A 12,778-nucleotide genomic window follows, 5' to 3' on the forward strand; every position below is an offset into this window, starting at 1 on the left:
AGATTATATACTTATTTTCTTTATTTATTAATAATTTTGCTCAAATTGGGAAGATTTCACTAATTATTAATGTTTTTTTAGCCCAAATAAGGGGTTTTAGGCCTTATACAGCGAATAATTTCCCCCAGGTGGGAAGAAAAAATAAAGACCACTATATGATAGCAGTCTCTATTTTTCACAAACTAATTCACCTTATTTCACTTGTTTATCAGCGTTTTCTTCCTTTTTTGTATCTTTTTCTCTGATCACAAGCACTCCATCTTCCATATCAGCTTCTAGGTGTTTAGCATCCAAGTTATCCAAGTGGAAGTCGGTAACTTTGTCACGGATTTGTTGTTCAACCACACGGCGGAGTGGACGCACACCCATGACTTCATCATATCCTTCTTCAGTCATATAAGCTTTGGCAGCTTCGCTCACAGCCAAGTCAATTTCTTTCTTAGAAAGGGTCTTATTGACATCTACCAACATCAAATCGACAATCTTTGAAAGGTCTTCCTTGCTCAAGTGTGAGAATTCAATCACAGCGTTGAAACGGTTGAGGAATTCTGGGCGGAAGTATGGTTTCAAACGATCCATGAGTTCTGGTTTATCCGCATCTTCTGTCAAATTCGCTTCGTAACCAAAGCCAGCGTTTGAAGTAGCGATAATCACTGTATTCTTGAAGTTGACGGTATTTCCTTGACCATCTGTCAAACGACCATCATCCAAAACTTGAAGGAGAAGGGTGATCACTTGAGGATCGGCCTTTTCGATTTCATCCAGAAGGACGATAGAGTATGGATTACGACGGACACGTTCTGTCAAGGTATTGCTGTTGTCATCATAACCAACATAACCAGCTGTTGTACCAATCAATTTAGAAACGGCTGTGCGATCGCTGTATTCTGACATGTCCAAACGGATGATCGCATCTTTGGTTCCAAACATATCTAGAGCCAATTGCTTAGCCAACTCAGTCTTACCGACACCAGTAGGACCTACAAAGAGGAAGCTACCGATTGGGCGGTTCCCTTCGTCAAAGCCTGCACGGTTCCGACGGATGGCACGCGCTACTGCTTCTACAGCCTTATCTTGACCGATAACCTTAGTTTGCAAACGGTGACCCATATCTTTCAAACGTTCGATATCCGTTGCCCCCATTTGTGATACTGGAATACCGGTCATCCGTTCTACTGATTCTGCGACATCGTTGATTGTTGCAGTTACCTTATGATCTTCTGTATGGTTGGCAATTTTCTTTTCCAACTCTTCGATACGTACTTTTGCCTTCAAAGCCGCTTCGTAATCTTCTTTTGCCGCAGCTTCTTCTTGTTTCGTTTTTTCAGCTTCGATTTCATGTTCTACAGCGTGCACATCTGTTACTGGATGTTGGGCTGCCAAGTGAGCTGCTGTCACATCGACCAAGTCAATGGCCTTATCAGGCAAGCTCCGTTGTGGAATGTATTGAACAGAATAGTCAACTGCTGCCTTCAAGACTTCATCCGGCAAGATGACATTGTGGTGTTTTTCGTAAAGGTCACGGATTCCTTGGAGAATCTTAAAGGTATCCTCTGCAGACGGCGCATTGACCTTGACTTCGTTGAAACGACGAGCCAAAGCCGCATTCTTCAAGATGGTGTTGCGGTATTCGTCTTGGGTCGTTGCCCCGATTACGGACAATTCCCCACGTGAAAGGGCAGGCTTGATAATATCTGCAAGGCCTTTCGAGCCTTGACCATCTCCTGTGCTCCCTGCACCAAGGATTTGATGGATTTCATCAAAGAAGAGAATGACATTTCCCATCGCCTTGACTTCTTGGATCAAGTTTTGGATATTTTCTTCGAAGCTACCACGGTATTGCGTACCAGCCTCAAGACCAGAAATATCGATCGAGATGATTTCTTTGTTCTTGATGGCAGCTGGGACATCACCGTTCACAATAGCTTGAGCCAAACCTTCTACTACTGCAGTTTTACCTACACCGGCATCCCCAACAAGGACCGGATTGTTCTTGGTACGACGAGACAAAATTTCCGCAGCTTCTTGAATTTCTTCATTCCGTCCGATGACAGGATCCAATTTGCCTTCACGGGCTTCTTCGGTTAAGTTGCGACCAAGTTTTGCAAGAATCCCATCTTGTTTCATGCCTTTAGCTTGACTGTGTTGAGCTTGTTCACTTCCTTCGTTTGGAAGTTGACCTGTTTGACGGTAAATGGCGAATTCTTCTGGTGTCACTTCACGACCATTAATCATATAGCGACGACTTTCAGAACGGAAACCACCCATGTTTCCCATCAGTTGATTGAAAAGATCATCCATATTGTTAAAGTTGTTGTTCATATTTGTTACCTCTAATTTACATAATTTTAATTCATTCTTGAAAAATTAGCAGACCAAATGGCTGCCATTTAATTGTTTACATAATTTAAATTCATTTATTTAATAATAGCCTCAAGGGCTATCCGTTTCTATTCTTCCTTTTATCAATTAGTTGTCTTAGTTTTGGAAATAGCATCGCACAATCTCCTTTCACACTATTGATCTTGTAAACCAGTAGGTTTTTCCAACCCCTCTTTGTTTACATAAATTATTGTAACACAGACAAATTTCTTTGTCAACACTTTTTTACATAATTTTTTTGAAATTATGTAAAAAATCTGGATGTCCCTCCAGATTCCACATTTAATAGAAGTTCTTGGCTAGATAAATTTAAATTTCCCAGCTTTTTCTTGAATAACTGTCTGTACATTTTTAGCAAATTGCCCCATCATGGACTGATCCAGTTGCTTTCCGACTACCTGGACGTCTTCTTTGGCTACCGTTGTATTCGCAGTCAAGCCATCATTGTAACGCATCTCGACTCCTGCTTTTCTAATTAATAAAACGGGAGCATAGACGACCCGGATTAAGTCTTTTTCGAGTTTCTTGCGACTTTCGATGAGTCTCATCTTATCTTTCATATCTAAATCAAAGAAATCTTTGACTGGACTATCACCCATACTTTCTCCTCTTCTATACTATGAAACTTTATCTTGTGCAATCTCCTCTTCCAGTTGGCATTTATCTTTCCGGTAGGATTGCCATAAATTCTCTTCTTCGATTTCGATCTGTTTTAATGCTACTTGTGCTGCATCTCTAGCTTCTAGATCATACTCCTCCATACAGCGATGGAGGGAATCCCATTCACAACTGACATCTACATCCTGCTCTTGTAAGAAGGAAGCTGCCACCGCATACTCTTCTTCCAACATCTGGGTGAAGAGCTGCTGTTTTCTTTCTACTAAGCAACGCTTTTCATCTAGCTCCAAGCGCGCTTTTTGGAACTCTCTTTCCAAGTGATCTAGTTTCTTTTCCTTTTTCGAAAGAGTAGATGAAATTAATAAGCTAGTTGTTCCCACTGGTTCATTTCTCCTGCTATTTCTTGATCTTTTGTTTTTAAGAGCTCAATCCCTGCATTCACTTGCTCGTTTAAAGCATGGAATTCATTTGATAAGGACTGATACGCAGCCAAACGGTTGTCGAACCTTTCTCTTACTTCAGTGACAACTGTCTGCTTTGTTGCACCAGCCAGCGCATAGGCCTCTTCTACTTCTGTAAGATGGAGAATGAATCCTTTCGGAACGGTCTGTAATACTTTCTCCAAAGCTTCTAAATCCGAATCCAGTTGTGTCTTAGATTTCTGAGCTTGCTCCAGCCCTTCATCCACTACTCGAATCAGCTCATCAGAAGCCAAGCGCGCCTGCAAGGCATCGAGATAGATTTGTTCACTTGAACTCAGCCCACCACCTGTTTTTTGTAATTTATCCTTTAGGCGATAGTAAACCTTCATCCGCTCTTCAATAATTTCCTTCCGAGTGATGGCTTCCGTTCCCTTTTCAAGAACCAAATCTCCATTCTTATCATAGATATAACCATGCATCATGTGCTGTCGGCCTATATCTTTCAGGTTCTTTGTTTTGAGGTGCTTAACAATCCCACTGGCACCCTTGCTTCCAGAATCTGGATATCCCAAACTAACTAGATCTTTATGGTCAATGTGGTTGTAGATCTTATACTTCAGCGCATCTATACGTGCTTTTTGATCTGGTGTTAAGATGGAGTAGGCATTAGGACCATTGTATAGATGGACGATCCCAATGTGAGAAGCTTCTTCTTCGGTCAAGCAGGCAAGAGCATACTGAATATCCATAGATCCCAGAGAGTGACCATATAGATCAATCTTGGCATTGGGGTATTTTCTGATCACCTCTTTCAAATGAGCTGCAACATCTTTAAATTGTGGAGGCGGGAAAGTACCGTTTTCGTCATTGTATTTTTTTAAAAAAGCAGCTCCCATTAAAGTAGGAAATCTAACCTGTTCTTCAGCTGTCCTTTCTGCAAAAAATCCGACCATATCTGATACTTTTTCCTGTACGAAATTGCTGACAGGATTGTCCATCGCTTTTTGTATGAATCTACCTAAGGGAGTGGCCTCCGGTGGAAGATTAACAGATGTAGGAATAATTGCATCTTCAAAAGCTTCTACAGCATTGTTAAAACCATCTTTAGCCTTATCTCGTGCATAATTTTTCGCATATTCTGTTGCATACTCGCTCGCACCACCAGGATTAAGAATGTTAGAAGCTGCCGGCAAATCTGTCCCTACCCAATCCGTAAATGTATCATGGAGTAATTTCTGTGTACTTGTTTCTGTTTCCGATCCCTTCATCAAAACTGTCACATCATGGATTTGGGCGCGATCTTCATCAGAAGCAGAATAAGGGACCGCTTTTTGGTTCTCGCCTTGGCCATTGTTAGTAAGAACGAATACCTGCTCTTCATTGCCATTGACACTATCATAGATGTGAGCGGTATGGCCTACATAATATTTTCCTTTTTCAATAGTTTGCTTTTTCCCAATTTCTGATGGGACATATTCTAATAAAGCGACCTCCTTATGTAAATAATCTGAATTTATAGAATTATTGTCCATTATATTTCCCTTCTAAAAGTTCATCCAGCTCCATAGGTGTACTGGATGCCGCAACATGATATGATCCTAATTCCTTTTCTATTACTACCATATCAACAATCAACTTATCATCATTATTAATAACAATCTCAATATTAATCCCTTCCATTGGATTATACTTTAATTTATCTTTTAAAATCCTATAAGTCTTTATTTTCCCATTTGAAGTCAGTGCTTCCGAATCCAGGTTTTTTAGATATTCTTCAATCGCTACCTTCATCTTCTTGCTCTCTGCGATTTGAATCATTTCTTGTTTCTTGGCAGATTGTCCATTAAAATAGCTACATCCCCCTAAGCTCAGGCTAAATACTACCATTATCAACACAATAAATTTACTTTTTTTCATCTTCTTCCCATTCTTTCTTCAGCTTTCTTAAAATTTATTATACAAAATTACATCCATACCTGAAATGTTACTTTTGTTAAAAAATATTGCCAAATCGTTACAAGCACTAGCTATTAATGTAACATATTGATTTTGATCCAGAAATATTTCTATTTACCTAAATGAGTTTATTTCCCAGTCTCTTCTGCTTTACTTAACAGATCATCTAATTTTGCTGAAATACCGTAACTACCTGCTTCGAACTGTCCTGAATCTTCCATTTGAACAGTCGTATCGATCGTTAACTTTTTATCGCCATTGATAACGAGATAGACATTCATGCCTCCCATTGGGTTGTATTCCAATTTACCTTTTATCAGGGTATAGGAGTGAATGACTCCTTCTGAAGTGAAAGCTTTAGGATCGATACTGATTAACAAGTGTTTTAACGCTCGCTCCATTTTCGTGCTTTCTGCAATCTGAATCATTTCTCTTCTCTCAGCAGCTTTATCCGTAAAAAAACTGCAACCTCCTAGAAACAAAGTCAGTAAGAATAGTAGTACAAATCGTTTTTTTTTATCAGTCATATTTCCCTCTCACTTATATTATTCGTAATTATTTTCGAAAATGGCTCTTTTTTTAAAAATAATTTTTTCCAGAATCAAAAAACACACCCAACTAGGGTGTGCCTCTTGTTAAATCATGTATTCGACACTATAAGTGGCGTCGGATAGAATCCGTGATAGGAATTGTTTGGTTCGTTCTTCTTTTGGACTGTTGAAAAATTCATGCGGTTCATTTTCTTCGATGATGTGCCCGCCATCCATAAAGATGACATGGTTGGCCACATCACGCGCAAAGCTCATCTCATGCGTCACGACAACCATGGTCACTCCTTCTTGGGCCAATTGTTTCATGACATCTAAGACATCCCCAACCAATTCTGGGTCTAGCGCTGAAGTCGGCTCATCCAGCAAGATAACATCTGGCTTGACTGCGATGGCACGTGCGATTCCTATCCGTTGCTGCTGACCACCTGATAATTGAGAAGGATAGTAATCCTTGTAAGCGAGGAGCCCGACTTTTTCAAGGGCGGATTCTGCCCGTTGGATGGCCTCTTCTTTTGGAATCTTACGAGCTACAATCAATCCTTCCAAGATATTTTCAAGTGCTGTTTTGTTGGCAAATAGATTGTAATGCTGAAAAACAAAGGCTGTCTTTTGACGAATTTCTAAAATTTCCTTTTTACTGAGTTTGGAGAGGTCGTACTCTTTTCCACCTAGGGTTAAGTGGCCGGTATCTGCCTTTTCTAAGTGATTGAGGCAGCGAAGGAAGGTTGTTTTTCCTGATCCAGATGGCCCCAAAATGACGACGACGTCCCCCTGGTTAACCTTGAGATTAACATCTACCAGGACTTGATGGTCCTTAAATTTTTTCGATACGTGTTCTACTTCTAACATCTTCTTATTTCTCCTTCTTCTATGCGAGTGTCAGGCGTTTTTCTAAGAGATTGAATCCCCACTGAATCAGGCCACAAATGACAATATAAAGAATAAAAATCACGAGATAGGATTCAAAATATTGATAACCATAAGAGGCTTCGACCTTGGCAATGGCGGTGATATCCTTGATGGTCATGACAAAGACAAGAGAGGTTCCTTTGACCAAGTTGATGACCAGGTTACACAGATTGGGCAGGGCTGCACGCAAGGCTTGTGGAAAAACAATGCGGATATAGGCTTGGCGGTTGGTCAAACCGATGGCTTGCGCTGCTTCTAGCTGGCCCTTATCCACCGTCAGAATGGCTGAGCGTAGAATTTCAGCCAGACTTCCTGTTGTCATCAGGCTAAAGATGATAAAGGCATAGTAAATGGGATTGATCTCAAAGACATTAAAGTGACTGCCAATACTCTTAAAAAAGCTATTTAAGAGGCTAGGAAAGAGACTATAAAAGAAGAGGATCAAGAGAATCGGAGGTGTAGCACGGATAAAGGCCAAGTATACCACTGAGAAACTGCGAACCCCTTTGACTTTATAGATCTGGCCGAGTGCCAAAAAGAGGGCTGGAAAAAAACTCAAGAGGATCGATACGACCATGATCAGAAGGGTCACTGGAACACCACCCAAGGTGGCTAGAAATGTTTTACTAATAAAATTAAAATCCATAAGCTACCTTTCTGTTACACTGAGTCGTTTCTCAAGGAGTTGAGCGGAGACGGAGATTACAAGGGCAATCGCCCAGTAGATCACTGCTACAGCTGTATAGGTCTCGAGGGAATAATTCCCAAGATTGCGGCTGATCAAGTTGTTTCCTGCTCCCATGATATCAATAAAGCCAATGGTATAAGCCAAAGCGGCATCGCGCATAAGGTTCAAGATGGCAGTCGTCATATTGGGAAGAGCTACACGAAAGGCTTGGGGAAGGACAATCCGCCAAATGGTTTGAGCTGGCGTCAAGCCAATACTCAAGCCTGCTTCCATCTGCCCTTTTGGAATGGCCAAATAAGCGGCCTTGAAGACCTCAGAGATCATAGCAGCAAAGAGAAGAAACATGGCTACAAGGACAAAGACAAACTTGGACCAGTGATCAATGTCAATGCCTAACCACCAGTTCAAAAATTGGGGGAGTCCATAAAAGACCAAAAAGAGCAAGACAATCGGAGGGGTACAGCGCAAGGTAAAGACATAGCCTTTTGCAAGACCTGCTCCTACCTTATCTTCTGATACCTGTGCCCAGGTCAAAACCAAGCCAAAAGCAGAACCAAGAACCGTCGTTAACAGCATCAAAGCTAGGGTCGCTGGCAAGGCTTGGACCAAGGTTGGAAGAAATGACCAGACCTTGGAAATGTCGTATGAGACCATCTTTCTTTTCCTTTCTTTATCCGGATAGAAATAAGGAAGCTGGGGCTATGCGCACCCAGTTCCATCTTATTTCTCTTTATCTACATAACTGAAGACATCTTCACCGAAATATTTTTTGGACAATTTAGCAAGCGTCCCATCTTTTTCCAATTCTTTGATGGCCTTGCTGTATTCTTCCGCAAATTTTTCGTTTTTCTTATCCTTATGAATCAATGGGTAAGTTGGAATTCCTTTATAGGCAAACCAGCTTAGTTTGTCGGCATATTGGTGGTAGGAACCTTCTTTATCTGTGACAGCTTTTTCAAAGGAAAGCTTGATGTCAAAGAAGCCATCGTAACGTCCCTCAAGAACCCAAGCATAAGCATCTGCCACTTTGAACGATTCAGCAGCTGTTAATTCGATTTGTTGGTCCTTATGCTTTTCATTGTATTCTTTGATGACATTCCATTGCGCATTTTGTGGGGAGATCGGAACCAATTTCCCTTTTTCTTTGGCAAAGTCATCGATGCTCTTGTATTTCTTGGCATCTTCTTTTCTCACAGTAAATCCAATAATACTAGCTCCGATTGCCTCTTTTGGAATGATAAATTTCTTGGCACGTTCTTCGGTATACCAAGCTCCCTTGGTTCCGATATCGTATTTACCAGATTCTAGGCCGATCAAGAGATCGTCGTCACTCGTCCCAGTGTATTCAAACTTGTAGTCTGGCAGTTTTTCATCAATGGCTTTCAAAACAGCTACTTCATAACCATCTGATTGCCCTTTTTCATCGACGAAATCGTAAGGCACATAGTTTTGCGTGTGGGCTACTTTCAAGGTGGTTACCTTGTTCGATCCTGTTGAGCCTTTACTGTCGTTTGCATGGTTCAAGCTCCGTCCAAGAATGGTTGCACCTGCAATGGCAAGAACTGCCACTCCACCGATAATCCATGTTTTTTTACTCATATGTTGTTCTCCCTCTTTCTATTTTCCTTATTCCGCTGCAGCTTCACGAACCCATTCGATTCGTTCTTCATCAATATCACTTGGAATGGTACAATCGGCACCGATGACCAAGCCCGTGGTTCCAGTTTCTGCGATGATGCGTTTGGTTTCTGCTTGAATCGCAGCCTTGTCTCCTGTGTAGAGAAGACCATTTTTCCCATTTTCAAAGCCACCTAGGACAGTACGACCACCGAAGATTTCACGTCCTTCTGCCAAACTAATGCCTTCTGGTCCGACTGCCCAGTTAAAGACTTGGGCTGGGTAGTCTGTGAAGAGGTGGATATCATTGCGAGCTCCTTCATAGCCACAGATATGAAGGATATTGACCCCACCTGCTTCATTGGCTGCTTCTAAGACATGGAGTTCACTTGGCGCAATGACTTGTTTGTACACTTCTTGGCTCACGCGCGCATCTTGGATACTTTGAACACTGAGGTAGATCCCGTCTGCTCCTGCTTCTTTAATGATCCGTTGGCTCAGGCTGGCAATATCTTGGCCAATGGTGTCCAATACTTTTTTAAGAGTCGCTGCATCTTGATCGATAAAATTTGCGATCAAGTCATCTCCGCCTGAAACTTCTCCAACCAACCATTTGAAGTAGGTCACCGGAGCAAAGATATTGTAAATGGCGACAATGTCCTCTTCAAAACCGGCACGGATTTTTTTGACCAATTCGACCTGTTCTGTGATCCATGGATGATCGGCCCCGAGGGGTTCAATCCCTGCTAAGTCTGAGATGTTTCCAAGGCCTTTCTGAATGGCTGGATTGGGATAAGCAAAGTACCCATCGCTCATGAGTTTGACAAAGTCTGGTTGGACCTTGTGAAGGAAGTTTTGATGGCCCTTCAGGTTTTTTTCAATAATTTCCGGATTGGAAAATCCTTTTAACCATTCTTCTTCTGTTGTAAAATGATGCCAAAATCCAACTGGCACACGGTCAACTACTTCTCCTTTAAAAGCTTTTAAGACTAATTCTCTTTTTGTAGACATCTTCTTACCTCATTCTCTTTTTTCTTGCTTGTTATCTTAACACGGCAATCCTGCTTTGACTAATATATATTTTTTATCAAGGCCTTCATCTTTTTTTATCACTGGCCATCTAGTAGGAGAATGCCTGCCACATCAGACGGGCGAATAAGGGAGAGGCTATGGGCTGGGATTTTCTCCAGCCTTGCCATATCTGGATCTTTTTTCGCCTTGTCCTGAGTACTTGCTGCAGTAGCTTTTGCGAGCCCTAAGACTAAAAACAAGACTGTCATCACGATACACCACACATGAATTTTTTTCATCTCCCTCTCCTTTCTTCTTACAAGACGGCTGCCTGGCGTACCCAATCTAAGCGTTCCAATTGGAAATCGTCTGGCACCGTGCAGTCTGCTCCAAGGATTAAGCCACGGCTTCCCGCTTCTGCCACCAAGCGACGCGTTTCTTGCTCGATCGCTTCTTTTTCACCTTGATAGAGCAAGCCGTTCTTGCCATTGACAAAGCCACCCAAGACGGCACGATCCCCAAAGAGCTTTCTTCCCTCTGCTAGACTGAGGCCTTCATGGTGGGTTGCCCAGTTGATGACTTGGGCTGGATAATCCTTGAAGAGGTCCACTTCATTGCTGGCTCCTTCAAAGCCACAGATATGAAGGATATTGATGCCACCTGCCTCATTAGCCGCCTCTAGGACAGCGATGTTGCTCGGTTCAATGAACTTACGGTATTCTTCCTCCGTCACACGCTCATCTTGGACCTGCTGGGTGGAGAAGTAAATCCCTTCCACACCTGCTTCTTGGATCAAGCGACGACTAAGAATGGCGATGTCTCCTGCAATCACGTCAAGGACATGGGCCAAGGTTTCTGGATCTTCCTTGAGAAAGTCCGCAATCACTTGGTCTCCACGGGATTGATCCGTACGGAACCAGCGTTTCAAATAAGAAATAGGCGAGAAGATATTGTAGAAAGAAGCAATCTCCTCATGAAAATGGGAACGAATCTCCTTGACGACTTCAATCTGCTGTTCGATCCAAGGATGGTGCTCTCCAATCGGTTGAATGTCCTTCAATTCTTGGATCGATGTGATCTCTCTCGAATAAAGAGCACTCGGATAGCGGAAAAAGCCATCGCTCATAATCTTGACAAAATCAGGGGATATTTTTTCAACATACTCTTGGTGTCCTTTAATACTCTTTTCAACTACGGCCGGATTGTCTAGACCCAACTCTTTTTCTTCTTGGGTCACATAATGGAGCCAAAATCCTACAGGGATTCGCTCAACTTTTTCACCTCGAATGGCACGAAGAACCAACTCTTTTTTACTCATGCTGTGTCAACCTCCTTCAACTCTTGGCGAGTAGCGCCTTTGTTCTACCTCGCCACTTCTGAAATTTGTAACCATGATATCACCTGGAAAGGTTGCTGACTAATATATTTTCCCTATCAAGTCCTTAAAATTTCTTTATTGAAGCGAGTAGCAAAAACGCGCAAAGCCTTGAAAATAGGAGCTTGCGAGTGCCGTTTTCTATTTTTTCATTTTAGAAGAAAAGGATCGCTTTGCTGTTTTCTTGATCCGGTTATAATATAAAACTATACCCCTTCTTTTGGTATAAATAAATAGGTATTTTAGCGCAACGAATCCTTTTAGATCAACACATTTTGGTTCTCAAGTCTCCTCATTATCGAGGAAACTGTCTCTGTCTCTTTCTTGTCATGCAAGATCGAAAGGAGTATAATTTCTATAGAATCATTTTAAGGAGTCTATGGTTTATGAAAACAACAAAAACCACTTTTACCATCGTTTCTGCTCTTGCTTCTGTCATTTTATTGACCAGTTGTGGAAGCAACACAACAAAAACAAAAGAAGCGAGCTCAACTAGCTCTAAAAACCAGGTCACATTGACCTATGACCAACAGCGCTCACAAGAAAATACCATGTCTGTTCTCTGGTACCAAAAGGCTGCTGAAACAAAGGCCTTGTATTTGCAAGGATACAATGTCGCTACGGACCGTTTGAAGGAAATCCTAAAAACGCCTTCTGATAAGCCTTACTCGATCGTTTTAGACTTGGACGAAACTGTCTTGGATAATAGCCCTTACCAAGTTCAAAACGTCAAAGATGGCACGGCCTTCAATCCTAAAGATTGGGATGTTTGGGTGAAAAAAGCAGCCGCAAAAGCGGTACCAGGTGCTAAAGATTTCCTTCAATATGCGGATCAAAATGGGGTTCAAATCTACTACATTTCTGACCGTACCACCTCTCAAGTAGATGATACCATCAAGAACCTTGAAAAAGAAGGCATTCCGGTTCAAGGACGTGACCACCTCATGTTCTTAGAAGAAGGGGTCAAATCAAAAGAAGGCCGTCGCCAAACTGTACAAGAAAAAACCAATCTTGTCTTACTCTTTGGGGACAACCTGGTCGACTTCGCAGACTTCTCTAAGACCTCTGAAGCTGATCGCGACAAGAAATTAGAAGAATTGCAAAAAGAATTTGGTGAAAAATTCATCATCTTCCCAAATCCAATGTATGGATCATGGGAATCTGCTGTTTACCAAGGTAAAAAACTAGATGCCAAGGGACAAACAGAAGAACGTCTCAAAGCCTTGCAAGGTTTTGACAAATAAAGCAA

At 41.8% G+C, this 12,778-nt stretch carries 14 protein-coding genes; 1 reads left to right on the forward strand and 13 read right to left on the reverse strand.

Features of this window, described 5'->3' with window-relative positions; genetic code table 11:
• Window positions 1-192: 192 nt before the first annotated feature.
• From JX304_RS09185 to JX304_RS09245, 13 genes are all read right to left on the reverse strand, one after another.
• Window positions 193-2,322 (reverse strand): AAA family ATPase, encoded by a 2,130-nt coding sequence (locus JX304_RS09185; RefSeq protein ID WP_205012266.1) that lies wholly within the window; start codon window positions 2,320-2,322, stop codon window positions 193-195.
• A gap of 359 nt (window positions 2,323-2,681) precedes the next feature.
• Window positions 2,682-2,981, reverse strand: a complete 300-nt coding sequence (locus JX304_RS09190) for a hypothetical protein (RefSeq protein WP_205012268.1) — start codon at window positions 2,979-2,981, stop codon at window positions 2,682-2,684.
• An 18-nt stretch (window positions 2,982-2,999) separates the two neighbouring features.
• A complete protein-coding gene (locus tag JX304_RS09195) occupies window positions 3,000-3,380 on the reverse strand; it encodes a type III secretion protein (protein WP_205012270.1) in 381 nt (126 codons plus the stop codon).
• Entirely contained in the window at window positions 3,359-4,954 is a 1,596-nt protein-coding gene (locus JX304_RS09200) for a hypothetical protein (RefSeq protein WP_205012272.1), read from the reverse strand. Before JX304_RS09200 ends, JX304_RS09195 begins: the two co-directional genes overlap by 22 nt.
• Entirely contained in the window at window positions 4,944-5,339 is a 396-nt protein-coding gene (locus JX304_RS09205) for a DUF1310 family protein (protein ID WP_205012274.1), read from the reverse strand. Before JX304_RS09205 ends, JX304_RS09200 begins: the two co-directional genes overlap by 11 nt.
• A gap of 167 nt (window positions 5,340-5,506) precedes the next feature.
• Window positions 5,507-5,905 carry a DUF1310 family protein gene (locus tag JX304_RS09210; protein WP_205012276.1) on the reverse strand — a complete coding sequence of 133 codons (399 nt, stop codon included), beginning with the start codon at window positions 5,903-5,905 and terminating at the stop codon, window positions 5,507-5,509.
• A gap of 108 nt (window positions 5,906-6,013) precedes the next feature.
• Window positions 6,014-6,778, reverse strand: coding sequence for an amino acid ABC transporter ATP-binding protein (locus tag JX304_RS09215; protein ID WP_205012278.1), 765 nt, complete (start codon window positions 6,776-6,778; stop codon window positions 6,014-6,016).
• A gap of 19 nt (window positions 6,779-6,797) precedes the next feature.
• Window positions 6,798-7,484: an amino acid ABC transporter permease gene (locus JX304_RS09220; protein WP_205012280.1), complete on the reverse strand. Its 687-nt coding sequence runs from the start codon at window positions 7,482-7,484 to the stop codon at window positions 6,798-6,800.
• A 3-nt stretch (window positions 7,485-7,487) separates the two neighbouring features.
• A complete protein-coding gene (locus JX304_RS09225) occupies window positions 7,488-8,180 on the reverse strand; it encodes an amino acid ABC transporter permease (RefSeq protein WP_205012282.1) in 693 nt (230 codons plus the stop codon).
• 66 nt (window positions 8,181-8,246) lie between these two features.
• Window positions 8,247-9,125 (reverse strand): transporter substrate-binding domain-containing protein, encoded by an 879-nt coding sequence (locus JX304_RS09230; protein ID WP_200772917.1) that lies wholly within the window; start codon window positions 9,123-9,125, stop codon window positions 8,247-8,249.
• A 27-nt stretch (window positions 9,126-9,152) separates the two neighbouring features.
• Window positions 9,153-10,154: a uroporphyrinogen decarboxylase family protein gene (locus tag JX304_RS09235; RefSeq protein ID WP_205012283.1), complete on the reverse strand. Its 1,002-nt coding sequence runs from the start codon at window positions 10,152-10,154 to the stop codon at window positions 9,153-9,155.
• Between the two features lie 98 nt (window positions 10,155-10,252).
• A complete protein-coding gene (locus tag JX304_RS09240; protein WP_200772915.1) occupies window positions 10,253-10,453 on the reverse strand; it encodes a hypothetical protein in 201 nt (66 codons plus the stop codon).
• A gap of 17 nt (window positions 10,454-10,470) precedes the next feature.
• Entirely contained in the window at window positions 10,471-11,472 is a 1,002-nt protein-coding gene (locus JX304_RS09245) for a uroporphyrinogen decarboxylase family protein (protein ID WP_205012285.1), read from the reverse strand.
• Between the two features lie 443 nt (window positions 11,473-11,915).
• Here JX304_RS09245 and JX304_RS09250 point away from each other — a divergent pair, with 443 nt between their 5' ends.
• Complete coding sequence (locus JX304_RS09250; protein ID WP_205012286.1) at window positions 11,916-12,773, forward strand: 5'-nucleotidase, lipoprotein e(P4) family; 858 nt, start codon at window positions 11,916-11,918, stop codon at window positions 12,771-12,773.
• Window positions 12,774-12,778 lie beyond the last annotated feature (5 nt).

This window comes from Streptococcus parasanguinis (genome assembly GCF_901875555.1).
Classification (GTDB): domain Bacteria; phylum Bacillota; class Bacilli; order Lactobacillales; family Streptococcaceae; genus Streptococcus; species Streptococcus parasanguinis_H.